The 26,657-nt window shown below is 69.7% G+C and carries 23 protein-coding genes; 14 read left to right on the top strand and 9 right to left on the bottom strand.

All coding sequences use genetic code 11. The features are described 5' to 3' along the window. Window positions 1-3: 3 nt before the first annotated feature. Window positions 4-411 (bottom strand): hypothetical protein, encoded by a 408-nt coding sequence (locus HKD39_RS20655; protein ID WP_212754635.1) that lies wholly within the window; start codon window positions 409-411, stop codon window positions 4-6. Here HKD39_RS20655 and HKD39_RS15950 point away from each other — a divergent pair. Then, complete coding sequence (locus HKD39_RS15950) at window positions 389-1,363, top strand: PQQ-dependent sugar dehydrogenase (RefSeq protein ID WP_212754634.1); 975 nt, start codon at window positions 389-391, stop codon at window positions 1,361-1,363. The two genes, HKD39_RS20655 and HKD39_RS15950, sit on opposite strands and share 23 nt — an antisense overlap. Before the next feature lie 108 nt (window positions 1,364-1,471). Here HKD39_RS15950 and HKD39_RS15945 read toward each other — a convergent pair whose 3' ends face one another. Both HKD39_RS15945 and HKD39_RS18980 read right to left on the bottom strand, forming a co-directional pair. Then, window positions 1,472-2,593, bottom strand: coding sequence for a hypothetical protein (locus HKD39_RS15945; RefSeq protein ID WP_171200858.1), 1,122 nt, complete (start codon window positions 2,591-2,593; stop codon window positions 1,472-1,474). Continuing rightward, entirely contained in the window at window positions 2,593-4,119 is a 1,527-nt protein-coding gene (locus tag HKD39_RS18980; RefSeq protein ID WP_212754633.1) for a family 1 glycosylhydrolase, read from the bottom strand. The genes HKD39_RS15945 and HKD39_RS18980 overlap by 1 nt, the downstream gene beginning before the upstream one ends. A gap of 199 nt (window positions 4,120-4,318) precedes the next feature. Here HKD39_RS18980 and HKD39_RS15935 point away from each other — a divergent pair, with 199 nt between their 5' ends. From HKD39_RS15935 to rpmB, 3 genes are all read left to right on the top strand, one after another. Beyond that, on the top strand, window positions 4,319-5,050 hold the full coding sequence (locus HKD39_RS15935) for an ArsR/SmtB family transcription factor (RefSeq protein WP_171200857.1): 732 nt from the start codon (window positions 4,319-4,321) through the stop codon (window positions 5,048-5,050). Next, window positions 5,047-6,351, top strand: coding sequence for an MFS transporter (locus tag HKD39_RS15930; RefSeq protein WP_171200856.1), 1,305 nt, complete (start codon window positions 5,047-5,049; stop codon window positions 6,349-6,351). The genes HKD39_RS15935 and HKD39_RS15930 overlap by 4 nt, the downstream gene beginning before the upstream one ends. A gap of 233 nt (window positions 6,352-6,584) precedes the next feature. After that, complete coding sequence (gene rpmB / locus HKD39_RS15925) at window positions 6,585-6,785, top strand: 50S ribosomal protein L28 (protein ID WP_171200855.1); 201 nt, start codon at window positions 6,585-6,587, stop codon at window positions 6,783-6,785. An 889-nt stretch (window positions 6,786-7,674) separates the two neighbouring features. Here rpmB and HKD39_RS15920 read toward each other — a convergent pair. The 5 genes from HKD39_RS15920 to HKD39_RS15900 all read right to left on the bottom strand — a co-directional run bounded on the left by HKD39_RS15920 (window position 7,675) and on the right by HKD39_RS15900 (window position 12,253). Continuing rightward, on the bottom strand, window positions 7,675-8,547 hold the full coding sequence (locus tag HKD39_RS15920) for an IS3 family transposase (RefSeq protein WP_171200854.1): 873 nt from the start codon (window positions 8,545-8,547) through the stop codon (window positions 7,675-7,677). Then, the gene (locus tag HKD39_RS15915) at window positions 8,544-8,834 is read right to left on the bottom strand and encodes a transposase (RefSeq protein ID WP_171200853.1); all 291 of its coding nucleotides are present in this window, start codon (window positions 8,832-8,834) and stop codon (window positions 8,544-8,546) included. Before HKD39_RS15915 ends, HKD39_RS15920 begins: the two co-directional genes overlap by 4 nt. Window positions 8,835-9,082: 248 nt before the next feature. Next, complete coding sequence (locus HKD39_RS15910) at window positions 9,083-10,186, bottom strand: branched-chain amino acid aminotransferase (RefSeq protein WP_171200852.1); 1,104 nt, start codon at window positions 10,184-10,186, stop codon at window positions 9,083-9,085. Window positions 10,187-10,274: 88 nt separating this feature from the next. Next, a complete protein-coding gene (gcvT, locus tag HKD39_RS15905) occupies window positions 10,275-11,393 on the bottom strand; it encodes a glycine cleavage system aminomethyltransferase GcvT (protein ID WP_171200851.1) in 1,119 nt (372 codons plus the stop codon). Window positions 11,394-11,692: 299 nt separating this feature from the next. Beyond that, window positions 11,693-12,253, bottom strand: a complete 561-nt coding sequence (locus HKD39_RS15900) for an ABC transporter substrate-binding protein (protein ID WP_171200850.1) — start codon at window positions 12,251-12,253, stop codon at window positions 11,693-11,695. 778 nt (window positions 12,254-13,031) lie between these two features. On the opposite strand from HKD39_RS15900, the gene HKD39_RS15895 reads away from it, so the two are divergent. The 5 genes from HKD39_RS15895 (at window position 13,032) to HKD39_RS15875 (ending at window position 17,994) form a co-directional block, all read left to right on the top strand. Continuing rightward, window positions 13,032-14,258 (top strand): sigma-70 family RNA polymerase sigma factor, encoded by a 1,227-nt coding sequence (locus tag HKD39_RS15895; protein WP_212754632.1) that lies wholly within the window; start codon window positions 13,032-13,034, stop codon window positions 14,256-14,258. A gap of 79 nt (window positions 14,259-14,337) precedes the next feature. Then, entirely contained in the window at window positions 14,338-15,441 is a 1,104-nt protein-coding gene (locus tag HKD39_RS15890) for an STAS domain-containing protein (protein ID WP_212754631.1), read from the top strand. Continuing rightward, a complete protein-coding gene (locus HKD39_RS15885) occupies window positions 15,438-15,836 on the top strand; it encodes an STAS domain-containing protein (protein ID WP_171200848.1) in 399 nt (132 codons plus the stop codon). The genes HKD39_RS15890 and HKD39_RS15885 overlap by 4 nt, the downstream gene beginning before the upstream one ends. After that, entirely contained in the window at window positions 15,829-16,155 is a 327-nt protein-coding gene (locus HKD39_RS15880) for a phosphatase RsbU N-terminal domain-containing protein (protein ID WP_171200847.1), read from the top strand. Before HKD39_RS15885 ends, HKD39_RS15880 begins: the two co-directional genes overlap by 8 nt. 57 nt (window positions 16,156-16,212) lie before the next feature. Continuing rightward, complete coding sequence (locus HKD39_RS15875; RefSeq protein WP_171200846.1) at window positions 16,213-17,994, top strand: leucyl aminopeptidase; 1,782 nt, start codon at window positions 16,213-16,215, stop codon at window positions 17,992-17,994. 123 nt (window positions 17,995-18,117) lie between these two features. On the opposite strand, the gene HKD39_RS15870 is transcribed toward HKD39_RS15875, so the two are convergent. Beyond that, entirely contained in the window at window positions 18,118-18,480 is a 363-nt protein-coding gene (locus tag HKD39_RS15870) for an oxidoreductase (RefSeq protein ID WP_171200845.1), read from the bottom strand. Window positions 18,481-18,734: 254 nt separating this feature from the next. On the opposite strand from HKD39_RS15870, the gene lpdA reads away from it, so the two are divergent. From lpdA to HKD39_RS15845, 5 genes are all read left to right on the top strand, one after another. Then, window positions 18,735-20,111 (top strand): dihydrolipoyl dehydrogenase, encoded by a 1,377-nt coding sequence (gene lpdA / locus HKD39_RS15865; RefSeq protein ID WP_171200844.1) that lies wholly within the window; start codon window positions 18,735-18,737, stop codon window positions 20,109-20,111. Window positions 20,112-20,217: 106 nt separating this feature from the next. Beyond that, window positions 20,218-22,245 (top strand): 2-oxoglutarate dehydrogenase, E2 component, dihydrolipoamide succinyltransferase, encoded by a 2,028-nt coding sequence (gene sucB, locus HKD39_RS15860; protein ID WP_171200843.1) that lies wholly within the window; start codon window positions 20,218-20,220, stop codon window positions 22,243-22,245. Window positions 22,246-22,250: 5 nt separating this feature from the next. Beyond that, window positions 22,251-23,333, top strand: a complete 1,083-nt coding sequence (locus HKD39_RS15855; protein WP_171200842.1) for an iron-containing alcohol dehydrogenase — start codon at window positions 22,251-22,253, stop codon at window positions 23,331-23,333. A 356-nt stretch (window positions 23,334-23,689) separates the two neighbouring features. Continuing rightward, on the top strand, window positions 23,690-24,922 hold the full coding sequence (locus tag HKD39_RS15850; protein WP_171200841.1) for an LPXTG cell wall anchor domain-containing protein: 1,233 nt from the start codon (window positions 23,690-23,692) through the stop codon (window positions 24,920-24,922). A 252-nt stretch (window positions 24,923-25,174) separates the two neighbouring features. Then, on the top strand, window positions 25,175-26,584 hold the full coding sequence (locus tag HKD39_RS15845) for a hypothetical protein (RefSeq protein WP_171200840.1): 1,410 nt from the start codon (window positions 25,175-25,177) through the stop codon (window positions 26,582-26,584). Window positions 26,585-26,657: the final 73 nt, after the last annotated feature.

The raw sequence follows: 26,657 nt of genomic DNA, 5'->3' as shown, positions 1-26,657 counted from the left end.
TCGTCACGCCGGCCGTCGCTCCAGCTTTTCGGGCCTCGCGGCGGTGACGGGAGTGGTGCTCGCCGGCTGTTCCGGGGCGGAGACGGCGAACCCTCCGGCGCCGGCCACTCCCACCGCCATCACCTCGACGGGCCCCACACCAGCTTCGTCGTCCGGTGCGGCGGCATCAGCGTCGGCGCCGGCGCCCGGGCCATCGGCACCCGGGTCGGCACCGTCCACACCGGCAGCGCCGACAACCGCACCACCAGCAACCGCGTCGGTGTCGGGCACGACGTCGGGGCAGGCCCCGTCCACCGGCTCGGCGGGCGGCAGTTCCGGGGCGACGGATTCCGGGCCGGCGAGTACCGGCGGTTCGCGAACCGTCACGCCAGCGGGCCCGGTGTCCCTGGTGAGCGCCGCCGATGCCGTCACCGGCCTGCAGGTTCCCTGGGGTATCGCCGTGCTGCCGGACGGCCGGGCGCTGGTCACCGAACGCAACAGCGGGCGGGTGCTGCTTGTCTCCGGCACAGGCGACACTGGCGACACCGCCGAGGCCGGAACCGTCGAGGGTGTCGACGCCCGCGGCGAGGCCGGCCTGCTGGGAGTCGCCGTCTCACCTCAGTTTGCCGAGAATCGTTTGCTGGCGGTGTATTTCAGCACAGAGTCGGACAATCGGGTGATGACGTACACCCTCGACGCCGACAACCGGTTGACCGGTGGCCGGGTGATTCTTGACGGTCTGCCGGTCGGCAGCACCCACGACGGCGGTCGGCTGCTGTGGGCGCCCGACGGCAACCTGTTCATCACGGTCGGCGACGCCGGGCAGGCCGATCGCGCGCAGCAGCTCGACTACCTCGGCGGGAAGATCCTGCGGGTCAAGGCCGATGGATCCGGCGCGGACGGAAACCCGTTCCCCGACAATCCTTTGGTGTACTCCTACGGGCATCGCAACCCACAGGGGCTGACGCTGGACTCGGCCGGCCGGCTGTGGGAGGCCGAGTTCGGGCAGAACATCTGGGACGAGCTGAACCTCATCGAGCCGGGCGGCAATTACGGCTGGCCGATCGTCGAGGGCCCCAGCGACGACGAGAGGTTCGTTTCGCCGCAACAGGTCTGGTCGACCGCGGACGCCTCTCCGTCCGGGATCGCGATCTGGCGGGGCGCCATCTGGATGGCGTCGCTGCGCGGCGAGCGACTCTGGCAGATCCCGTTGAACGGCGACCGCACCGGCACGCCGGTGGCTCACCTACAGGGTGCGTACGGCCGGCTACGCACCGCCGTGGTGGCTCCCGATGGCAACCTCTGGGTGACCACCAGCAACACCGACGGGCGCGGCGACCCCCGCGACGGCGACGATCGCATCCTGCGCATCACCGACGAGTGACCGGCACGCTGTTGGCGTCCACGGCATGCGGTTCCGCAGAACTCTTGCCAGGACATCGTTCTGGCGATCTGGACGCCGAAAAGTGACACTGCAGCCGGTCGCCGTTCGTCAGTCGTGCGGCTCTCCGAATCCGTCTGAGGTATCCCGCTGGTTCGGCCCGGCCCAACCGTCGAAGCCGTCGCTGGGGTGCAGCGCCGGTTCCAGGGTGCGCACCGACAACTCGAACGGGGTGGTGAGCGCGTAGACCTGGGTGATTGCCTCGCCGGGGCGGGTGGTGTGCAGGTGAAAGGCAACCGCCCCACTCTGGTTCTGACCGCTCTGGTTCTGACCGGCAGCCTGGTGGACGCGGCTACCACGGCCCGATTTCGCATCGGCGGCGGGCGCGGTGTTGCGCTCGTTCGCGTCTGTTCCTGGCGCGTACCAGACCCGCAGATCGGTACCGAGCGGATCGAGCGCATCCTGCAGCGCGGCGACCAGGGCGTCACCCCGCCCAGCGGTGTCGACGCTGAAGGTGAGCTCCGCGAGAAATGCTCGGCCGCCGGGACTTCCGGGTTCGGCGCCGCAGCCGGCGCGGGGCGGTGCCACCTCGGCGCCGGCGGCCCGGGACAGCGCCACCGCGACCGCTCGGAGCAGCACTCGCAGCCGGAACTGTTGCCGGGCAATACCTGTCGGCTCGGCAGCGCCCGATTCCGCCGTCAGGCGCTGCGACCAACCCGACTGTGCGGCCTCGGCGAACGCCCGTGCCACCTCGCCGACGTCGCCGCCGTCACCGGCCACATCCGCCGCGGCCAACCCGGCCCTGGAGGCCAACTCACCGGCCGACACCCCGCCGGCGGCCGGAACCGAGTCCAGCGCGTGAAAGCGCAACTGCGCACCACCGGTCACCAGCCCAGCCACCAGCGGAATCACCGAGCCGTCGGCACCTGCCGCGGCGATCCCGGCGGCCACGCCCCGCAGGTACTCGCGCAGGGCCCCGGCCGCCGTTGGCTCCCCCGGCTGGTGCCCGTCACCGGCCGGGCCATCCCCGCCCAGCGCCGTCCCGTCGACCGCATCGGTCTGCTCCGGTATCGGTTCGCCGCAGACGACGGCGCGGATGGCGGCCATGCCACTGCCAACCGCCGACTGTTCGGCACCGTCAACACCAACGCCGAACAGCGTTCGGCTGCGCTGCAGCTCCGCGAACAGGTGCTGGGTCCAGTCGTCCACCAGTGGCAATCGCACACTGCTCATCAGCTGTCGCTCCTTTCGGCCGCTTCTGCGTTCCGGGTCACCAGTCTGCCTGCCAGCTCATCGAACGACGCCCGCTTGCGCGTGCAGCCGGTGGCCGGATCCAGGCGCACCGTGCCGAACCGTTGGCCGAAACCTTCGCTGCCACGCCAGTCGTCGACAATCGGCGGCAGCCACACCACGTCGATCGGCCGGTCGGCGGCGGCGAGCGCGTCAAGGTGCCCGCCGAGGTACTCGCCGCGGGCAGTGTCGACCAGATCGGCGTCGGCGGCGCTGCCGTCCGTGCCGGCAGCGGGCGTCCCGTAGCCGTGCAGGCCGACGTGAACAGGAACCTGACTCGGCGCGAACCGGAGCGTCTGGTCCAGCGCGGAAACGTCGATAGGCCAACCGATCTCACTGTGCGGCAGGGCGGCATCATCGACCATGGTGAATGGCACCCGCGCGTTGTCCGGCGCCGCGGCGATCGTCCTTGGATGGTCGTACCCGACGCCGTAGAAGTCGACCGGCGCGGCGATCGCGGCAAGGTCACCGTCCCTGATCACGGTGTCGACCTCGGCGGCGGCGCCGGCACCGGTGAGAGTCGGTTCCGGGTACGGCCGGCCGGTGAGCGGTGCGCGGAACTGTCCGTTGTGCAGCGCGTCGTAGTGGTTGGCGGCGTTCATGTCGGCCTCGCGATCGCTGGCCGGCCGCACCACGCTGTGATGGTTGAGAATCCCCACCGGCGCATCGCTGGTGGCGCGCACCGCGGACAGCGCCGCCGCATGCCCGAGCAACAGATGGTGCACGGCGGGAAAGGTGTTGCCCAGCAATGTCAATCCCGGCGCCTCGATGCCGAAGTCGTAGCCGTACAACACGTGCAAGGCTGGTTCTTCCAACGTGATGAACCCGGCGACCCGATCACCCAGCCGCTCCGCCACCACGGCCGCGAAGTCGCCGAACCGGGCCGCGGTGTCGCGGTGCAACCAGCCGCCCTGCAGCATCAGCGAGAGCGGTAATGCATTGCGATACAGCGTGATCCACGGCCGCACGCCCCGCTGTAGCGCTTGGTCGACGGTGCGCTCGTACGGCGCAAGCCGGCGAGCGGCAGCTTCCCGCAGCTCGGCTTCGGTGGCCGCAGGTTCGGCCGGCCGGAGCCCGGCCCACGGCACCTCGATCCGGACGTCGCGAACGCCAAGCTCCTCGGCGATGTTCAGTTCGGTTGGCACCACCACCGGCGTCGAGGCGTCGACCACCCGGCCGGCCGCGGCAAACACGTCGACCACCGACTGCTCCGATTCGGCGGCCGGATCGAGCACGCCGCGCAGCACGGCACCTGTCCGCCACCGAAACCCGGCAACCGCGCCCGGATGCCCGGCGTGCCTGGCTGCGTCCGCCGTGACCGCGTCCCCGGTGCTGGGCGCCGCACCCGTTGGCGGACCCACGACCAACGCGCCGCTGCCCGCGCGGTCGGCGCGATCCGGGTCGGCACCGGCATCGGCATCCGGGTCGGCACCGGCATCGGCATCGGCATCGGCATCGGCGGGATTCATGCAGGCATCTTGTCAGCGTTCCCGACCCGGTTCCTGCGCGCGTCCGCGCCCGTTCCGGTCAACGTTTCGGGCCAGGCGCCTGCCGCTGCTCGCCGCTGGACTCGGTCCGCGCGTCGCGCCGCATCGGTGCCATCCACCCAGCCGGCCATATCTACAAGAGCTCTTGTGCAAGGGAATTTGTAGAGCTAGCGTTGGTGTCATGCCCGCTCGATCCGACCGCCCAGAGCAACCCGCCGAGCACCCCGATGCGGTGCTGCCGGGCGATATTCGCCTCACCGAGCCGACAACGCTGCGCGCGCTGGCCCATCCGTTCCGGCGCCGGCTGCTCGATTCCCTCAGCGCCGACGGCCCGGCCACCGTCGGTCAGCTCGCCGAGCGCACCGGCCAGGCGGTCGGCAGCGTCAGCCATCACCTCAAGGTGCTGCAGACCGCCGGCGTGGTGGCGCCGGCCCCGGACCTGGCGCGCGACCAGCGCGAGAGCTGGTGGCGGCGGGTGCACTCGATCAGCTGGGGCGGTGCCACCGGGTCCGATGCGGAGCGCACGGCGGTCGAAGCGGCCACCGACGTCCTCACCGAACGGCATTGGCAGCTGCTCAACGACTACCGCCGCAACGCCGACAGCCTGCCGCAGTGGGCGGACGCGAGCTTCGCCAGCGACGGTTGGCTGCGGTTGACCCCGGCGGAACTGCACGCTTTCGGTGAAGAGCTACGCGCAGTGGTCAACCGCTGGCGCCGCTACAGCGACGAGCTGCACCAGGCCGGCCGTCCCGGCGCCGCCGGCGGGCGGCCGGCCGGCCCCGCAGCCCCGCGCGACTCGGCAACCCCGCTCGACTCGGCAGACCCCGCTGCGAGCGGAGACGGCCCGTCCGCCGCGGAGAACGACCGCACCACCGTCTTTTACCTGTTGCGCGGCTTCCCGGCCCGACCATGACCATCACCGCCAAGGGGCAGCCCGCCGCGGCTGACCGTGCGTTCCGGTATCGCGCCTTCCGCTGGTTGTGGACCGGTGAGACGGTCAGCTTGCTGGGCACCTCCACCTCATCGGTGCTGCTGGCATTGGTTGCGGCAGTGGAGTTTTCGGCCACGCCGTTCTGGATGGGACTGCTCACCGCCGCGACCTGGCTGCCCTGGCTGCTGATCGGCCTGCCGGCCGGGGCCTGGGTGGACGGCTGGGATCCGCGCCGGGTGATGATCTGCTGCGGCCTGGTTGCGGCCCTGGCCACCGCGAGCGTCCCGATCGGCTGGCAGCTCGGCGTGCTCAGCCTCGCCCAGTTGTTGGTGGTGGCGTTGCTGACCGGCGGGTGCAACGTCTTCTTCACCCCGGCCTACCAACGGCTGCTCCCCCGGCTGGTTCGCCGCGGCGCGCTTGGCAGCGCCAACTCGGCGCTGCAGGTGAGTCAGTCGACGGCGCAGCTGGCCGGGCCGGCCGCCGGCGGTCTCATCGCGCACGCCATCGGCGCGGCTGTCGGGGTGTGGACACAGGCGGCGGGCTTCCTGGTGTCGGCGTTCTGTCTCTTCCGGATCCGACCGGACGCGGCCGGCGCCGACCGCGAGGCAACAGCGGTACCGGCCGCGCCGCTGCGACAGCGCATCGCCGACGGCCTGCGGATCGTCGGCAGAGACAGGTTCCTGCGCAGCTTCATGATCATCGGTGGGATCTCCAACTTCGGCCTCACCGGCTACGGCGCGCTGCTGGTGCTGCTACTGGTCAATCAGCTCGGGGTCAGCGAAGCGACCGTCGGGCTGCTCGGCATGTTCTCCGGAATCGGCGGGATCGCCGCGGCGCTGGTGGTGCGGCGAATCGCGGGATGGATGGGTGATGCCAGGGCGCTGCTGTGGGTCCGGACGCTGGGCGGGCCGCCGGCGCTGCTGCTGGCATTCACCAGTGCCGGCGCCGGACTGGTCTGGTACGCGCTGTCCGCGCTGCTGGTCAGCTTCTTCGTGGTCGGCGGCAACGTGCTGACGGTGACCTTCCGGCAGCGTTACGTCCCTGGCGAGCTGATGGGACGCGTCGTCACGTGTTCCCAACTGGTCAACTTCGGGACCATGCCGGTCGCCGGCGTGGTGGCCGGTGCGCTCGGCAACCAGCTCGGGGTGCGCACCACCATCGTGGTGATGGCCGCCATCCACTGCGCCGCCAACCTCGGCAACCTGATCTGTCCGCTGCGCGGCCTGACGGTGCTACCGGCCCGGCTGTCCCTGGCCCAGGTCCGAGCCGACCGCGCGAATTGATTGGCCGCAGATTCCCGCCGGATCCTGCGCGGGCGATTCTGCGCGGGAGCCTCGGCGCAGGTCACAGGCCGCAATTTGGCTGTGTTACGCGAGCCCGCGTATTGTGGAGTGGTTGCCCGGCCGTGGCCAGGCTATTCGACAGTGTCCAAACCCAGGTTTGTCCGCGCCGACGCCAGCATGCCCGCTGCGCCCGGTCGGCCGGAACCGATAGGCAATTCAAGGAGTGAGCCGACGTGGCTGCCGTGTGTGACGTGTGTGGCAAGGGCCCGAGCTTCGGCATGAGTGTCTCGCACTCGCATCGTCGGACCAGCCGGCGCTGGAACCCGAACATCCAGTCGGTGCGCGCTCAGGTCGCGCCCGGCACCGTGCGCAAGATCAACGCCTGCACCTCGTGCCTGAAGGCCGGCGCCGTTCAGCGCGCCCCGCGCGCCTGAGCGAACCTCGGTAGCGGCGACGCCAGCACCCTGGCTCGCCGATGAGGCCGCAGGATCGGGCGGGATCGGGCCACCACCGGCCGGCGCGCCACCTGCCGAACGCCGAGCGCCCGCCAGGACCCCTTCAGTACCCCGCAAGACCCCTCAGATTTCGCGCAAACTTCCGCGGCGCGATCAACGAAAACGGCGACGACCATCCGGTCGTCGCCGTTCTTCGTCCCCGGACCGTTGCGCCGAGCTGCTCGTCATCGCCGACGTGCCTTGTGGTCAGCACCGCCGGCACACCTGTCGTTCGACAACGCGGAGCCAGATTTTCAGCACCACCGACAGTCCCGGCCCATTCCAGCCCACAACCACGCATCCCCAGCCCACTTCTGCCACTGGTGCTGAAATCGCCGACCAACCACACGACCGGCAACCCCGACAGCACACTCAGCACCGCCGGCACACCTGTCGTTCGACAACGCGGAGCCAGATTTTCAGCACCACCGACAGTCCCGGCCCATTCCGGCCCGCAACCACGCATCCCCAGCCCACTTCTGCCACTGGTGCTGAAAATCGCCGACCAACCAGCCGACCGGCAACCCCGACAGCACACTCAGCACCGCCGGCACACCTGTCGTCCGACAATGCGGAGCCAGATTTCAGCACCACCGACAGTCCCGGCCCATTCCGGCCCGCAACCACGCATCCCCAGCCCACTTCTGCCACTGGTGCTGAAAATCGCCGACCAGCCATCCGGCCGGGCGGCCAGCCGGCACGGGCCGCGGAGTCAGCATGACCCCGGTTTCGCGCCACAGCTCACCCGCGGCGTAAGGGTGGCGGGTGTAAGCACTCTGCAGTGCCAGCGGAGCCTGACCCGGTTTCCCGGACAGTTTCGGTGTGGTGATCATGCCGCGGTGATGGCGGCGGTGTGAAGGGCTTCGTACTCGTGCGGGGACAGGTAGCCGAGGGTGGAGTGCCGCCGGCGGGGGTTGTACCAGCCTTCGATCCATTCGAAGATCGCCGCGGCCAGCTCCACGCGTGAGGTCCAGGTGCGGCGGTCGAGCAGCTCGCGTTGCATGGTGGACCAGAACGACTCGATGAGGGCGTTGTCCACTGACGAGGCAACCCGCCCCATCGACCCGAGGAGGCCGGCGTCGCGCAGGCGGTGACCGAAGACCCACGAGGTGTACTGGGAGCCGCGGTCGGCGTGCAGGATCGTGCCCGGCGCGGGGCGGCGTTGCCAGCGGGCCATCTCCAAGGCGTCGACGACGAGCTCGGTGCGGATGTGGTCGGCGATCGACCAGCCCACGATCCGCCGGCTGTAGGCGTCGATCACCGCGCAGCAGTACACCCACCCGTCGCTGGCGCGGTGCTGGGTGATGTCGGTGAACCACACCCGGTTCGGTGCGTCGGCAGTGAAGACCCGCTGCACCAGGTCCTCGTGCGTGGCCGGCGCGGGACGGTGCCCACGCTTGCGGCGGTGGCACACCCCGACCAGCCCGGCCCGGCGCATCAGCCGGGCCACCCGCTTGCGTCCGCACGGGAGGCCGAGCCCCAGGCGTAGCTCGGCGTGCACCCGCGGGGCGCCGTAGGTGCCGCGGGAGTCGGTGTGCACCCGTTCGATCGTGGCGGCCAGCTGCGCGTCGGCCACCGACCGCTTCGAGGGCGGCCGGGCGACGGCCTCGTAGTAGCTGGAGCGGGCGATGCCCAGCACCTCGCAGGTCACCGCGACGGGGTAGCCGTCGGCGGCCAGCTCACGGACCAGCGGGGCGCTCATTTTGGGGGCAGCACGTTCTCCTGCGCGAAGTAGGCCGAGGCCCGTTTGAGGATCTCGATCTCCATCGCCTGACGGCGGTTCTCTCTTCGCAGCCGGACCAGCTCCTCGTGCTCGCTCGAGGTCAGGCCCTCGCGGCGGCCGGCGTCGACGTCGTCCTTGGCCATCCAACGGCGCAGGCACGACTCACTGATCCCCAGGTCCTTGGCGATCGACGCGACCGACGCACCCGGCACCCGGGTCAGCTCGACCGCTCGACGACGGAACTCCAATGGTTTGGCAGCAGGCATCCCAGACTCCTCTCCGAGACGATCATCGCCTCAGCTCAGGTGTCCGGGAAAGCGGGTCAGGCTCCAGCCGACCCGGTGAGCCCGCGAACCGGGGCGGCCAGGCAAGCCAGCGAACACCCGGCACCCGGAGCCGCGCGACTACCCAGGTCGAGAACCACTACCCAGGTCGAGAACCGCTACCCAGGTCGAGAACCGCCGAACACCCGGCACCCGGAGCCGCGCGACCACTCAGGTCGAGCACCGCCCGCTCAGTCTGCGAGCGAAACCATCCAGCCGTGCCGATCCGGCTTGGTGCCGTTCTGGATTCCGACGAGCTCTTCCCGCAGCGCGGCGGCGACCGGGCCCAAACCTTCGGCACCGGTACCGAACTCACCGTCGACACTCTTCACCTGGCCGACCGGAGTCACCACCGCGGCGGTGCCGCAGCCGAACACCTCGGTGATCTCGCCGGCGTCAACGCTCTTGGCCCACTCGTCGGTGGAGATCCGACGCTCGGTCGCGGTGTAGCCGAGATCCTTGGAGAGCTTCATCAGCGAGTCGCGGGTGATGCCGGGCAGCAGCGAACCGTTCAGTTCGGGGGTCACCACCTCGACCCCGCCGTTGCCGTCGTTGAAGACGAAACACAGGTTGTTGGTGCCCATCTCCTCGACCCAGCGGCGTTCGACCGCGTCGAGCCAGACCACCTGGTCGCAGCCCTTCGCGGCCGCATCGGCCTGGGCCAGCAGCGAGGCCGCATAGTTGCCGCCGCACTTGGCTTCGCCGGTGCCGCCCGGCGAGGCGCGGACGTACTCGGTGGACAGCCACACCGTCACCGGGGCGACGCCGCCGGAGAAGTAGCTGCCGGCCGGCGAGGCGATCACGCAGAAGGTGACCTCGCTGGAGGGCCGAACTCCGAGCCCCACCTCGCTGGCAAACATGAAGGGCCGCAAGTACAACGACTGATGCTCGGCACTGGGCACCCAGCGCTTGTCGACCTCGACCAACGCCCGCAGCGCACCCACGAACAACTCTTCGCCGAGCTCAGGCAGCGCCAGTCGGCGGGCCGAGCCGGCCATCCGCTTGGCGTTGGCGTCCGGCCGGAACGCCGCGACGCTGCCGTCGGGCTGGCGATAGGCCTTGAGGCCCTCGAAGATTTCCTGTCCGTAGTGCAGCACCATCGACGCCGGGTCGATCGAGAACGGCGCGTAGGGCACCACCCGCGGATCGTGCCAGCCCTGCTCCGGGTCCCAATCGATCAACGCCATGTGATCGGTGAAGTAGTTGCCGAAGCCAGGTGCGGCGAAAATCTCCGCCAACTGCTCGTCGGTCGCCGGGTTCGGGTTCTTCTGCACAGCAAAGACCGGGCTCGTCATGGCACCACGTTAGCGCGTTGCTTGGACGTCCAACTATCGGGTCCGCCGAAATCCGACGAAATCCGACGGAGGCAAAACCGCTGGCCGGCTATCGCACGTGCGACGCGACGAACGGCGGCTTCACCACTTCCACCTTCAGCTTGCGGCCGCGCACGTCGACGGCCAGTTCGTCGCCGTCGGCAACGCCCGCGGCGGTGTCGATCAGCGCCAAGGCGATGCCCTGGCCGAGGGTCGGCGAGAACGTGCCAGAGGTGGTCTGGCCCACCTGGTTGCCGTCGGCGTCCAGCACCGGTTGCCCGGCACGCGGCACGCCCCGCTCCACCGCCCGCAGACCGCGCAGCGCCCGCCGCGGACCATCGGCCTTCTCCGCCACCAACGCCTCCCGACCGAAGAACTCCGGCTTCTTCCATCCGACGGCCCAGCCCGCCTTGGCCTGCACCGGTGAGATCTCCAGCGACAGGTCTTGCCCGTGCAGCGGGTAGCCCATCTCGGTGCGCAGGGTGTCGCGGGCGCCGAGCCCGGCGGCGCGGCCGCCGAGATCCGTTGCGGCGCTGAGCAACTGCTCCCACAGCGCGGGGGCGGCGTCCCACTCGGGCACCAGCTCGTAGCCGTGCTCGCCGGTGTATCCGGTGCGGCAGACCCTGACGCTGCTGCCGTCCGGCAGACTCGCGTCGGTCCAGGCCATGTAGTCGAGGTCGGTGGGCAGCCCAACAGCCTCCAACACGTCGGCGGACTTGGGGCCTTGCACGGCGATCACGGCGAAGTCCCGGTGCCGGTCGGTCACCTCGACACCGTCGGGCGCGGCCTGCTGCAGGGCAGCAACGACGGCGGCCGTGTTGGCTGCGTTGGGGACCAGGAACACCTCGTCGTCGGAGACCAGGTAGGCGATCAGGTCGTCGATCACGCCGCCGGATTCGTTGCAGCACAACGTGTATTGGGCCTGCCCGGCGCTGATCTTGCCGAGGTCGGCGGTCAGGCAGCGGTTGACGAACTCGGCGGCGCCTGGTCCGGTGACCGAGGCTTTGCCCAGGTGTGAGACGTCGAAAACGCCAACCGCATCGCGCACCGCGGTGTGCTCGGCCACTACCCCACCGCCGTTGGCTGCCGGGTACTGGATCGGCATCGACCAGCCGCCGAACGCGGCCATGGTGGCCCCGAGCGCTTCGTGCTGGGCGTTGAGCGGCGACTGTTGCAGGGTCTCGGCCATGGCGGTCAACCTATCGCGGCGGTCCGGCTGCTCGGTCGCTGCCCGGTCGATCACCGGTACTGGACGCGACAGCGCCACCGGCGACCCGACATCGCCGGTGGCGCTGTGCTCCGGTACTGCTCCAGACCCATGACGCGGTGCCGTGACCACGGCACTGCTATCAGCTGCACGTTGCGTGCGCCGTGCCGGAACAGCCGGCGACACCGCACCCTGTCGTCAGCCAGTAACGACGGGCCCGGCGTCACCGCGCGGTTCCAGCTGGAGCTGTTCCGGATAGATCAGTAACAGAGCGGGGTGACTTACAGGCCCAACACGCTGAGCAGCCGGTTGAGCAGGTTGGTCAGCCCCGACAGCGGGCCGCCCTTGTCCAGCAGGTGGGTCACCGCGCAGAGCAGGTTCCCCAGCAGCTTGCCGCTGCCGGGAACCGCGGTGATGTCGAGCTTCACCGGCGCCAGATCGATCACCAGACCGAGAAGGTCAAGGTTGAGCGGCCCGAGGTCGAGGTTCAGCACGCTGCATCCGGCGGGCGCCGCAAGGTTTTCGATCGGCGTCGTGAACGTGGTCCCGCCGGCCGGCAACCCGTTTCCGGTGATGGTGCCGGTCAGCTGCATCACGCCGCCCTTGGTGGAGGTGGCGGTCAGGTCGCTGATGGCGCCGGTGAAGGCGGTGCCGTCGGCGAGCGTTCCGGTCACCGGCAGGCTGGTCGGCGCGGTCTTCTTCGCCTGGAACGGCAGCACGGACGCGGCCGCGGGCGCGGCGCTTGCCGGTGCGGCTGCGGCCGTCGTCACCGGCAGCACGGTCGCCGTGGTGGCGAGCAGCACGGCGGCGGAGGCACTGGCGAGCTTGAGACGAATCGACATGATGGATTCCCCTTCTCCCATGTCGGGAACAGGTTCGGCGTTGGTCGCGGGGATCCGCGAGCATCGCTTGAGGCGTCCGCGCGGTTGGCGCGGAGTGTGCGGGGTCGCACACACCAGCTGAAACCCCGACCGGCCCGGTGCATGACGTCCGCGGTCGGCGCCATTTCGCCAGCCGCCACCGGGTGTCCGGACGCCGGAGGGCCGGGAATGTGGCCTGCCACCACGAGCGCTCGGCTGATCGGAAACCCGGGCGCATGCCCGCCCGGCGGCGGCGTCAGCAGCGTCAACGGTGTCGAGTACATGGCGCATCACCGCAGGTCCGCGCGCCAATGCCGGGATTCCTGAACGACGGCGTCACCGCTCGTCTCCACGGTGCGCCTCGCAGCAATGGAGTGAATTCCACCCAATCAGGGGAATGTGGTGCCGGTAAGTGGGCGGCGGCCGAGGCCGCGCCGATTTTCCGGCGTCGTCGCGTCATGCCGTCGCGAGATCGGTGTCCGCCGTCGCCTCTCCCCGTCGCACCGGTCCCGACCAGCGTGTTCGGCGCTGGGTCCAGACCCGTCAGCGAGTCGGCGCCGGCCGGCCGGGAGCCGAGCCGACTGCGGCTACTACCGGAATGTCCGGTTGCCGACGGCCCGTCGCCGCTCTCCGACCGGGAGGCGGCGCGGCGGGCAATCGCACGGACAGACCGGACGGTAAGAACATTTCCGCCGCGCCGGCCGGGCTCCGGTGTCGTGACGATGACCGATGCGCGCTCCGGTTGGGCCATGATGAACGCGTGACTGTGGCCCGGTCGTCGGATGCCGGTGGTGAGCAGCAGGCGCCGACCTCGGTGCCGCCGCCTGCCGCGGTTCCGCCAACCCCGGTGCCGACCGCCGCGCCGCTACCGGACGTGTCGGAGTTGACGGTCGCTCCCGGTCCGGCGCGCTCCGACGGACCCGACCCGGACGCCCGCGCCGGATCGCGGGCGGCAACCGAGCCGATCACCCACCTCATCCCGATCGTGCGCCGGATTGTGCATGCCCGCCTCGGCGGCGATCCGTTGGCCGACGATCTGGTCCAGGAAACCCTGACCAGGGTGATGACGGCGATCGACCGCATCGACGCGAGCATGCTGGAGCCGTACGCGATCAGCACCGCCCGCAATGTGCTGGCCAACCACTGGCGCGGGCAGGACAGGGAACGCCGCAACCAGCACCGCGCGCTGGAGATCGCCATCGACGGGCCGTCGGACTCCGCACTGCTGGCCGGCGAGGACCGCTCGGCCATGGCGACCGCACTGAGCAAGCTGTCCGAACGTGACCGCGCGCTGGTGTTGGCGCACGAGGTGTCCGGGGTGGACACCGCGACGCTGGCCGCCCGCGACGGGTCGACCCCGGGGGCGGTCGCCGCCCAGTTGAGCAGGGCGCGGGCCAAGCTGCGCATCGAGTACCTGCTGGCTGCCGAGCACGTGGAACTCCCGACGCCGCAGTGCCGGGCGGTACTGCTGGCACTCTCGGCGGCCGATCGTCGCCGGCAACGGCAGCTGGACGCCGCCCGACATCTGTTGCAGTGCAACGTCTGTGCCCAGCTGAGCACCCCGCTGCTGGCCCGCGGCAAGACCAGCGACGATCAGATCACGGTGGGCATCAGCGTCGATGCCGACATCGTCACCGCCCGGCAGGCAGCCAGAGAGCTGGCCAGCCGGTTGTCCTTCTCCGCCACCGCGCTCACCACCATCGCGACCGCGGTCTCCGAGATCGCCCGCAACATCGTGCGTTTCGCCGGTCAGGGCGAGATCGTGGTCGAGCTGCTGCGCCGGCCACGGGCCGGAGTGCAGATCGTCGCCCGCGACGCCGGTCCCGGCATCGTCGACACCCAGGCGGCACTGACCGAGGGATACAGCACCTATCACGGGTTGGGTCTTGGCCTGCCCGGCGCCCGCCGTCTGATGGACGAGTTCCAGTTGGTCAGCGAACCGGGACGCGGCACCACCGTGACGATGACCAAGTGGGACTCCCGATGAGGCAACAGTTCTCGGCAATCACGCCGGCGGCAATGCCGCGGCCGAGCAGACCACCGACTCCGACTAGAAGGAAGCAACGATGACCGAGTACCAGCCAGGTCCGGCCGCCGACCCGGCGGGCCGGCGCGGTGAACAAGACACCGAACCCAGCGCCGACGCGGCCTGGGCCGCGTCGCTGCACCCGGCGCCAGCGGCCGGCGTCCCCGACCCGAACAGCGCCGCCAACCCCAACAGCGCCGCCAACCCCAACAGCACTGCCGGCCCGGACGGGTTCGCCGCCGCACAGCCGCCGGCCGCCACCGGCCAGCCGCCGGCACCGAGCGACTCGGAGCAGAACGCCAACGCCGAGTTGCTCACCCAGCTCACCGCGCACCTACAGCAACACCGGGCCAAGTTGCGCGATCAGTGGGCGGCCCGGATCCGCGACGCCCATCTGCTGGAGGCGATGACGGCGCAGGAGATGGCCACCGAGACCTCTTCGGTCTACGACAACTACGTCGAGGTGCTGGAGACCGGCAGCGTCGAGGCCCTGCAGCACTACGCCCGCGATCTTTCCGAGCGGATCATTCCGCGCGGGGTGGAGACGCACGAGGTGGTCGGCATCGTGCTGCTGCTGCGCGACGTGCTGGCCCGCTCGCTGTTCGAGAAGTACCAGGGCAACTTCGCGTTGCTGAACCGGGTGCTCGATGCCTACGAGCCGGCGGCGAACCGGATCGCCAACACGGTGGCGGTGTCGTTCGTCGAGGAGCGCGAGCGGGTGATCCGGCAGCAGCAGGACTCGATCAGGGAGCTGTCCACCCCGGTACTGCCGGTGCGCGAGCGGCTGCTGATCCTTCCGATCATCGGGGTGCTCGACTCCGAACGTGCTCGCCAGGTCACCGAGCAGTTGCTGTCCGGGATCCGCACCCACCGCGCCAAGGTGGTCGTCATCGACATCACCGGCGCCCCCGACGTCGACGCGACGGTGGCCAATCACCTGGTGCAGACGGTCGACGCGTCACGGCTGATGGGCGCAAGCGTCATCATTACCGGGTTGTCGCCGACCATCGCGCAGACGCTGGTGACGATCGGCGTCGACCTCAGCAAGATGAACACCATCGGCGATCTGCAGGGCGGTCTTGAAGAAGCCGAGCGGCTGCTCGGCTACAACGTGACTCGACAGGATGGCGTGAACGAGACGTGAGCTCCGGTCCGGCGCTGGTATCGATTCTGCGACAGGATTCTTACCTGATCGCATCGGTGCACACTGCCCTGGACGACTCCGAGATGATCCGGCTGCGCAACAACCTGGTCGAGCAGATCGGCCGGTACCGCAGCAACGGGGTGATCATCGACGTCGCCGCGCTCGATGTGTTGGATTCCTTCGGCGCCAAGACGTTGGCCACGATTGCCGAAATGGCGCGACTGCGCGGCGCGCTCACGGTGATCGTCGGTATCCAGCCGGACGTGGCCTTCGCGATGGTGCAGCTGGGGATGGGCACAGCCGGGGTGCCCACCGCCCTCGATCTGGAGGAGGGGCTGGCGTACCTGAACGCCAGGGTGCCCCGCCGGCCGGTGCGCGGCCCGCTCGGTGACTGACCGGGCGCCGGCCGGTGAGCGGGGTGCCGACCTGGCGCGGATCGCCCAGAACTACCTGGTGTTCCTGCTGCGGTTCATCAGCCGGCAGGACGAGACCGCTCGGCTGGCGGGTTACGACCTCGGTCGCGACAGTGTCGCGGCCGGCGTCAGCCTGCTGGAGTTGGTGCGGATTCATCATGACGCGCTCAGCCGGGCCATCGGCGACGGCGCTCCCGGCGAGGCCGCCGAGCTCACCACGGTGGCCGCCGAGTTCTTCCTCGAGGTGACCGCCAGCTACGAAATGGCCCGCGGCGCCGGCGGTCTGGACGAGCCGAGCTGACCGGCCGATACCCTTGGCCGCATCCGATCAAGCTCTCATACCCCTTTTGGAGACTTCATGGCTCGCCAGTCCGCAGCGCCGCGCAGTGTTTCGTCCGGAAGTAAACCCAGCGCCTCCGGCCGCAGCGCCTCCAGCCGTAGCGCTTCTCACCGCGGTACATCCACCCGCAATACTTCCGCCGGTGGCACCGGCGCTACCTCCTCGGCGAGCACGGCCAGCGCGTCCGGCGCAAAGCCCAAGCGTGCCAACACAAAAACCCCGGCGGCAACAGCTGCGGCACCGGCCCGGCGGCGACGGGCGTCCGCCGCCCGGGCTGCCGGCACCGGCGCCGGTACCGCGGCGTCGACCGCGCCACCGCAGTTCAGCCTGACCACCGCTGATCCCGGCAAGGTGAAGGCCGATGCGCTGATCGTCGGGCTGCACACCGGCGCGGAGGAACACGCCGGCGCGGTGTTGCCGTTCGAGCCGGAGCCGCAGTCACCGTGGGCGCAGGTGCAGCGGGCCGCCGAGTTGGCCGGCATCAGCGGCGCCCTCGGTGAGGTCGCCACGGTCCCAGGGACCGACCTGGTGGCCGCGGACCGGCTGGTGCTGGTCGGGCTGGGCGAGATCTACAGGCTGGACGCCGAACGGGTGCGCAAGGCAGCGGGCAACGCCGCCCGCGCGGTCGCCGGTCTCGGCGAGGTCGCGACCACCCTGTCGGCCATCGACCTGGCCGCGACGGTCGAGGGATTGGCGTTGGGCGGCTACGTGTTTGCCGGCTACAAGCAGCCGAGCAAGCCGCCGGTGCGCTCGGTGAAGCTACTGGTGCCCAGCGCCGACAAGGCCGCAAAGGAAGTGCTGCGGCGGGCCGTCGTCACGGCCGAAGCGGTGCTGCTGGCGCGCGACCTGATCAACACCCCGCCGAACGACCTTCCCCCAGCGGCATTCGCCGAGCGGGCGGCGCAGGCCGGTGCCGCCGCCGGGCTCACCGTTGAGGTGCTGGACGAGAAAGCTTTGCAGCAAAAGGGTTTCGGGGGAATCCTCGCGGTCGGCGCCGGCTCGGCCCGGCCACCGCGGCTGCTGCGGCTCAGCTACCGTCCGGCCCGGCCGGCGGCGAAGATCGCGTTGGTGGGCAAGGGCGTCACCTACGACTCCGGCGGCCTCTCGCTGAAGCCGATGCCCGGCATGGTCGAGATGACCAGCGACATGTCCGGTGCAGCCGCCGTTGTCGCTGCCACCATCGGCGCCGCCGCGCTGGGACTGCCGGTGGCCGTCACCGCGACCGTGCCGCTGGCCGAGAATCTGCCTTCCGGAAGCGCCTACCGGCCGGCCGACGTGATCACCCACTACGCGGGCAAAGGCAAGCAGGGCAAGACATCTCACATCCTCAACACCGACGCCGAGGGACGGATCATCCTGGCCGACGCCATTGTCAGAGCCGCTGAGGACAACCCCGACTACCTGCTCGAGACCGCGACGCTCACCGGCGCGCAGGTGGTGGCCCTCGGCAACCGCACCATGGGCGTGATGGGCACAGACGAGCTGCGGGACAGGGTGGCCGAGCTGGCCAGGCAAACCGGCGAGGGCGGCTGGGCGATGCCGATGCCCGAGGAACTGCGCGAGGGTCTGCAGTCGTACCTTGCCGACATCCAGAACGTCGGCGCCGGCCGCGAGGGCGGGATGCTCACCGCGGCGCACTATCTGGCGGCCTTCGTCCCCGACGAGCTGCCCTGGGCGCATCTCGATGTGGCCGGGCCGGCGTTCCATCCCGGCGCGCCGTACGGCTACACCACCAAGGGCGGCACCGGGGTGCCGGTGCGCACCCTGCTCGCCACCATGGAGGACCTGGCCGACGCTTGATCGGACTGCGGGCCGATCGGTCTTCGGCCGATCGGTCTTCGGCTGATCGGACTGAGGCTGATCGGGGTGCGGGTGGCGCGGCGGCGGGACGGGGCCGCGCCACCCGCGCTCGGCCGCCGGACCTCAGCCCTCGTCGAGAGCCTTGCGCAGCTCGCGCTGCCGCTGGATGGTCTCGCGACGCGAGTAGTCGCGCATGCGTTGCGGGTAGCCGACGACGGTCGCGTCGTAGATCGGCAGGCCGTGTTTGCGGGCGAAGGTGCGGGCCACATCGGGCGATGGCACCCGGCGGCGGGTGAACTCGCCGTCGTGCGCCACCAGCAGCACGCTGTTCTCGGTGACGGCCGTCTTCGGTTCGACGTACACCTCTACGCCGCGCCGGTTGGCCACCCACTCGGCCAGGGCATCGGAGGTGGCCTGGGCCTCGCGGCGCGACGGCTTCGCCCCGGATTGCCCGGTCTGCTTCGACCGCCGCGTGAATAGCCCCATTACTCCAGTATGCCGCGAGGTCGCCCCGGCCCGCGGACCACCGCTGCGGAGTGCCAAGATAGAGGAGGCGTGCCGCACAGACCGATCCTGATCGGCACACTGCGACGCGTGCCCGGCGCAAGAACGCGGCCGGCGTCGCGGCGTTCCACCGCCTCGCCAGCGGCGTCCGGCCCAGCAACGGAGCCGGAGGTCGATGGCTGACCCGGCGGCGGCGCCCACCACGGCGATCGAACCGATCAAGGAGCAGCCCAGCAATGACGGACACCAACGTCGACCTTGTGATTCTCGGCGGCGGAGTAGCGGGATACGCCGCGGCCATCCGCGGCGCCGAACTCGGCATGAAGGTGGTGCTGATCGAGAAGGACAAGCTCGGCGGCACCTGTCTGCACCGGGGCTGCATTCCCACCAAGACGCTGCTGCACTCGGCCGAGGTGGCCGACGAGGCGCAGCACGCCGCCGACGTCGGGCTCAAGGTCAACTTCGACGGCGTCGACATCGAGGGCCTGCACAAGTACAAGGACTCGATCGTCGGCAAGCACTTCAAGGGCCTCACCGGGTTGATCAAGGGGCACGGCATCGAGGTGGTGGCCGGCGAGGGCACCTACGTCGGCGGCACCTCGGTGAAGGTCGGCGACACCACCTACACCGGCAAAGATCTGATCCTGGCCACCGGCTCGTACTCGCGCAGCCTGCCCGGCCTTGACATCGAGGGTCGGGTGATCACCTCCGAGCAGGCCCTCGGGCTGCAGTGGGTGCCGCAGTCGGCGATCGTGCTCGGCGGCGGCGTCATCGGCGTCGAGTTCGCCAGCATCTGGAGCTCCTTCGGCTCCGACGTCACCATCGTCGAGGCGCTGCCGTCGCTGGTGCCGGCCGAAGATCCGTGGCTGGGCAAACAGCTGGAGCGGGCCTTCCGCAAGCGCAAGATCAACTTCAAGACCGGGGTGAAGTTCTCCAAGGTCACCCAGGACGATTCCGGCGTCACCGTCACCCTGGAGGACGGCACCGAGCTGAAGGCCGACCTGCTGCTGGTTGCGGTGGGCCGCGGACCTGCCACCGACGGCACCGGCTTCGCCGAGCAGGGCATTGCCATGGACCGCGGCTTCGTGCTGACCGACGAGCGGCTGCACACCAACGTCGACCACGTGTACGCGATCGGCGACATCGTCCCCGGCTTGCAGCTGGCGCACCGCGGCTTCCAGCAGGGCATTTTCGCCGCGGAGGAGATCGCCGGGCTCAACCCGGTGGTGGTGCCGGACAGCAACATTCCGCGGGTCACCTACTGCGACCCGCAGGTGGCGTCGGTCGGCCTGACCGAAGACATGGCCAAGAAGCAGTACGGCGACGATCAGGTCGAGACCTACACCTACAACCTCGCCGGCAACGGCAAGTCCGACATCCTGCGCACCGCAGGCGGAATCAAAGCGGTCAGGGTGAAGGACGGGCCGATCGTCGGGGTGCACATGGTCGGTGGCCGGATCGGCGAGCTGCTCGCCGAGGCCCAGCTGATCGTCAACTGGGAGGCACACCCGGAAGACGTCGCACCGTTGATCCACGCCCACCCGACGCAGTACGAATCCATCGGCGAGACCATGCTGGCGATGGCCGGCAAGCCACTGCACGCCGCCCACTGATCGACCGTCAGCACCGGCGCCGACTCGCGCGCACACCGCAGCTGCGGTGAACTGACAGCAGTCACGCCGGCCGGAACTTCGCGCCGAACCCGAAGAAGGAGAACCCATGTCGCAGTCCGTGCAGATGCCCGCCCTCGGTGAGAGCGTCACCGAGGGCACGGTCACCCGCTGGCTCAAGGCCGAGGGGGACGAGGTGGCGGTCGACGAACCGCTGCTGGAGGTGTCCACCGACAAGGTCGACACCGAAATTCCGTCACCGGTCGCCGGCACCTTGGAGAAGATCCTGGTGCCGGAGGACGAGACCGCCGAGGTGGGCGCGGACCTGGCGATCATCGGCGACGGTTCCGGTTCGGGCGCCGACGACTCCGGCTCAGCGGACCAATCCGCCGACAACTCCGGCGGTGCCGACAGCACCGGTGCCGACGCCAACGACGATGACGCCGCCGAGCAGGCGCAGCCGGAACCGGAAGCAGCTCCGGCCGCGTCCGAGGCACCGGAAGCGCCGTCGTCGGACACCGAGCAACCAGCCGAAAAGCCCACAGCAGGAACGGGTTCGAGCTCGGGCGGAGGATCCGGCAATGGCACCCCCGTGACCCTGCCGGAGATGGGCGAGTCGGTCACCGAGGGCACCGTCACCAACTGGCTCAAGCAGGTGGGTGACGAGGTCGCGGTGGACGAACCGCTGCTGGAGGTATCCACCGACAAGGTCGACACCGAGATTCCGTCACCGGTGGCCGGCACGCTGCTTCAGATCAACGCCCAGGTGGACGAGACGGTCGAGGTCGGTGGCCAGCTCGCCGTCATCGGTGATGCGTCCGCCGGCTCCGGCTCCGGCGCGAGCGACGACTCCGGTTCCAGCTCTGATTCTGACTCGGGTTCCGACTCCGGCTCCGGCTCCGACGGCGCCGGCTCTGCCGAGCAGTCGGCGGCGGAACCGAGCCGGCCGGCCCAGCAGCCAACAAACCAGCCGAGCAAGCAGGCCGAGCCGCTGGACGAGATCGAACCCTCCGGCTCCCCGCAAGCGGCGGAGAAGGAGGACGAAGTCACCGCCGAGGGCAGCGGTTCGACGCCCGGCCGATCGCAGGCCGCGTCGCAGGCGTCCGCGGCTCCGGCAGCTTCGGCCCCGGCGGCCAAGGCCACCGAGTCGCTCAGCCCCAAGGACGCCGGTGGCGCAGGTGCTGCCGGCTATGTCACGCCGGTGATCCGCAAGCTCGCCGCCGACAACGGAGTCGATCTCTCGACGGTGCAGGGCACGGGCGTCGGCGGCCGCATCCGCCGGGAGGACGTGGTCAAGGCGGCGAAGGCTGCCGGGGCGGCCACCACCGCACCGGCGGCGTCCGGCGCGCCGGCCGCGGCAGCAGGGCAGCCGGCCGGCAGCGGCGCTCCGGTGCCGGACGAGGCGGCGACCAAGCTGCTCGGCACCACGCAGAAGACCCCGCGGATCCGGCAGACCATCGCCAAGAACATGGTGGCGGCGCTGCAGACCTCGGCGCAGCTGACCACGGTGATCGAGGTCGACGTCACCAAGGTCGCGAAGCTGCGTCAGCAGGCCAAGAAGAGCTTCGAACAGCGCGAGGGCGTGAAGCTGTCGTTCCTGCCGTTCTTCGTCAAGGCCGCCGTCGAGGCCGCGAAGGTGTACCCGGTCATCAACTCCACGTTGTCCGATGACCTGAAGGAGATCACCTACCACCCGACGGTGAACCTCGGCATGGCGGTCGACACCCCGCGCGGGCTCATCGTTCCGGTGATCAAGAATGCCGACGACCTGAACCTCGGCGGTATCGCCCGCAAGATCGCCGATCTGGCAGAACGCACCCGTAGCAACAAGATCGGGCCGGACGAGCTGTCCGGTGGCACCTTCTCGCTGACCAACACCGGCAGCGTCGGGGCGCTGTTCGACACCGCCATCTTCACTCCCCCGCAGTCGGCGATCATGGTGACCGGAGCGGTGGTGAAGCGCCCGGTGGTGGTGACCGACGCCGACGGTGACGATGTGATCGCCATCCGCTCAATGGCCTACGTCGCGCTCAGCTACGACCACAGGACCATCGACGGTGCCGACGCCGCCAGGTTCCTCAATGCGGTCAAGAAGCGCATCGAGGCCGGCGAGTTCGAGGGCGAGTTGGGTCTGTAGCAGCTGTGGATCTGCTGCCGAGCGGCGGTTTCGCGCTCGGTCCCGGCCGCATCGTCATCGATGACGGTCTGGACCGAGCGCTCCCGCTGACCTTGTCCGGCTACGGGCCGCGGGTGGGGCTGGTGGTCGGCGGCGTCGGTCACCGGTTGCTGGCCGGCGAATTGCGCACAGCCGGGGTTGCCTGGCCGCCACCCGGCGCGATCACGGTGCCGGTGCCCGGCGCGGTGACGGCGGAGCTGGTGGCCGACACCGCGGCACAACTGGGATGGACCGGCGAACCCGGCACCGCAGCTGTCGACGTGATCGTCGGCGGCGGCAAGGTGCTCGACGTCGCCAAGGCCACCGGCGATCTTGCCACGGTCCCGGTGGTGACGGTACCGACCAGTGCGGCCACCTGTGCTTGTGCCGCAACACTTTCGGTGCTCTACACGCCCAGCGGCGGTTATGCCACGGCGCGCCAGGTGGCCACCGTCCGAGAGCTGTTGATTCCGCGTCGGATCGTGTCCGCCGCTCCGGAACGGCTGCTGGTGGCCGGCGCGTTCGACGCCATGGCCAAGTACCTCGAGTTGCAATGGCAGCTGCAGGAGCGTTGGGGCGCAACGGATGCGCTGCCGTGGCCGGCTCAGCTTGCGGCCGGCGTCGCAGAGCAGATCCATCACCAGATAGCCGAGCGGCTGCGCGGCGCGGCTCCCGGCGGGCTGGCGGCCGACGACGTGCTGATACTCGCCAACACGGTCGGCGCGGCGTTGGTGACCGGCACCCAACCGCCCACTCGCACCGGCGTCGCTCATGCCATGTACTACATGCACCGCAACCGCGTTGCCGAACCTCAGCTGCTGCACGGCGAGGTGGTCGGCACCGGGCTGCTGGTGCAGCTGATCCTGAACGACGCGCCGGACCAGCAGCTGCTGGCCTTCCGCGAGCTGCTGCAGCGGTACGGCCTGCCGACAGTTCTGGACGCCAGGATCACCGGCCCTGACGGCGTCGACGACGCGTTCCTGGCCGGCTGGGCCGGTTACTGCGATGCCGATCCCGCTGCCCTGGCCGCCGCGGTGCAACGGCTGCCGCAGCTGACCCAGCTGCACTGATCTGACCCGGTTCCCGCTGGCCCAGTCCCGCTGGCGTCGTTGCGGTGACCCAGCTCCGCAGGCACCCGCCGCAGGCCGCCCGGCACCCGCCGCGGCCCGCCAACGGGCAATCCACCGGCAACCCTGCATCAACAGGCGTTTGCGCTGCTCAGCGCAGTCTCGCCACCTGATTGAGTGAACTCTCGACACTGCGACAATTGGGGTATCTGCATGGGTATCGCATGAGATTTCGCTGTGATACTTTTCGCGTGGTCGGCGGGACGGGCCCGCCAAAAGTCCAGCTTGGGGGCAGTTCTGTGAAACTTCGTTCACTTTTGGTCGGTAGCGCTGTCGCTGCCCTGGTCTCGGTGGGTCTGGTGGCCGCACCGGCGAGCGCGGCGCCTCCAGCGCCGACGGTGTCGCCCAACAAGCTGGTCGAAGGTTCCACCGACCCGGTGACGATCAGCGGCACCTGCCCGGTCACCTCCGCGCCAGATACCAGCAAAAACACCGCATTGCTGAACATCAGCGGGGCCGGTTACGGCGACCCGGTGCCGTTGGACGCGGCCGGCAACTACACCTTCACGGAAGATCTGGGCGCGCTGCCGGCAGACACCTACCAGGTAACCGTCACCTGCTCCGACTACGAGGCGACCTCGGAGTCAGCCGCGGCCGAGTTCACCGTCGACCCGCTCATCGAGGCGTCGATCGATCTGGTGGACAACAACGGCGGCAAGCTGCTGACCGGCGACCCGGTTTCCATCGTGGCGACCCAGAAGTTCCTTGCCTCGCCGGAGAACCCCTACCAGTTCTATGTGGCATGGCCGCCAGAGGAACTCACGTTTGACGAGTCCGTTCCGCCGAAGGTGCAGCTGCGCGACGTGAACGGGCAGTTCGTCGACCTGGATTACAGCGCCGACTTCGACCCGGCCGACAACTCCTTCCTCGTCACCGTCAATTCCGCCATTCCGGTCGGCGCCACGCTCACCGTCGAGGTTCCTGCGACCGTCGCCGCTCCGGCTGGTGCCACCATCACCGTCTCCAGCAACCTGGGCGGCAGCGAGATCAGCAAGAGCTACGTTGTCGGCGAGAGCGGCGCGCCCACGCTGGTGGTCACCCCCACCGAGGGCGCCGCCGGCATCAACGTCAAAATCGACGCAACCGGACTGCAGCCCAACACCACCTACGACGTCGAATTCCACTCCAAGCCAACACATGTCGGCCAAGTGACCTCCGACGCCAACGGCGAAGTACACACCAGCATCACCATCCCCGCAGACGCCGCAACCGGACAACACGTCATCGCACTGTTCCTCAACGGCGAGGTAGTGGTGTCCGCGCCGTTCGAGGTGACTGTTACCGGCGTGCCGACCACCACGGCGCCCACCGCCCCGACGACCGCCCCGACCAGCACCAGCTCGGACGTCACCGTCACCTGGTCCACCAGCTGGACCAGCTCGTCGTGGACCACGACCTCTTCCAATCTTCCGCTGGCCAACACCGGCGCCAACAACGTCGGCCCGCTGGCCGGTGCCGGCACCGGCCTGCTGGTGCTGGGCGGCGCGCTCCTGCTGCTCTCCCGTCGCCGGGAAGCCGACCGCAAGCATTAATATCGACGTCCTAAGGAGCAAGCAGCAAAGTACCTACGCTGCCCGCAGTTTGCTCTGACCCGCACGACCGACAGGGCCCGGCGAATCCGCCGGGCCCTGTTGTTCGACCACCTCGATCCGACTGCATCGATCCGGCTATGGATTCGGTTCGGTAACGGCTGCCCGGCGCCGCTTCTTGTATCAATATTTAATGTGCCAGGTTTCGCTGGTCGGCGTCGCCGGCCTTGTACCACTCTCAGCCGGGGGCCCTCCATGAAGCTGCGTTCCATTCTCGCCTGCGGCGTCGCCGCCCTGATCACCGTCGGAGCCGGCCTCGGAGCCGGCAGCGCCACCGCGGCGCCAACCCCGATGCCGGCCGCCGCACCGACCGCCACCGCTCCCACCCTGTCGCCGGCTCGATTCATCGAGGGCACTGTCGAAAGCGTGGCGGTCAGCGGCAGCTGCCCGGTTCCGGCCGCCGGCGACGCCTCCAAGAACGCCGCCCAGGTCAGTGTGTTGGACGAGACCGATGAGGTGCTCTGGCAGTCAGACCTGTTGCCGCTCAACGCCACCGGCGGCTACCGCACCGAGCTGTGGGCCGACTACCTCTGGCCCGGAACATTCACCGTCAGCGTGAACTGCCAGACCTACGACACGCAATCCACCCAGACCGCCACCCTGACGGTGACCCCCGCCGCCACCGAATCCATCGAGCTGGTCGACAACAACGGCGGGGTGCTGCTGACCGGCGACCCGGTGACGGTCGTCAACACGATCAGAGCCGTTGCGGCACTGGAGGCTCCGCAGTTCATCGACGTCTACTGGCCAGAGGACGAGCTGCGGTTCGACCCGAACATCCCGCCGAAGGTGCAGCTGCGCGGACCCGACGGCGCCTTCATCGACCTTGTCTACGAGACCCGTTTCGTGCCGGAGCTCAGCACGTTCACGGTGTGGATCGAGTCCGACATACCCGAAGGCGGCGTGGTCACCGTCGAGGTGCCCGCCGTCGTCACGGCACCCGCCGGTGGCAGCGTCACCGTGTACAGCTCGGACGCCGACGGCCGGGTGATCAGCAAGAGCTATCGAGGGGGCGAGAGCGGCGCGCCCAAGCTGGTGGTCACCCCCACCGAGGGCGCCGCCGGCATCAACGTCAAAATCGACGCAACCGGACTGCAGCCCAACACCACCTACGACGTCGAATTCCACTCCAAGCCAACACATGTCGGCCAAGTGACCTCCGACGCCAACGGCGAAGTACACACCAGCATCACCATCCCCGCAGACGCCGCGACCGGACAACACGTCATCGCACTGTTCCTCGACGGCGAGGTGGTGGTGGCCGCGCCGTTCCGCGTGACCACCCCCGTGCCGCCCACCACAACCCCGGGCACCACACCGACCCCGACCGGGTCCGGACCCAGCGCAACAGCCACCGCCTCCACGTCGACGTCCACATCGCCATCGACGCGGGAGGTGGCCGGCACCGCGACCAGCACCGTCACCTCTGCCGTGATCGTCTGGCCGCCGAGCACCAGCGTCCGGAACGTTGCCGGCGAACACCCGCTGGCGAACACCGGCGCCGGCAGCGTCGGTCCGCTCGCCGGTGCCGGCGCTGCCCTGCTGGTGCTCGGCGGCGCGCTGTTGCTGCTGACTCGCCGCCGGGATGCCGATCACCAGCACTGACGCTCGCCGAAGTCAGCACACCGCTTCACCTTTCGACCACCACCACCGCCAGCAGGGCCCGGCCGATCCGCCG

Source organism: Nakamurella aerolata (assembly GCF_013002705.1).
In the GTDB taxonomy this organism is placed as follows: Bacteria; Actinomycetota; Actinomycetes; order Mycobacteriales; family Nakamurellaceae; genus Nakamurella; species Nakamurella aerolata.
The sequence above is the reverse complement of the archived record's forward strand: the minus strand, read 5'-3'. Positions and strand labels throughout refer to the sequence as shown.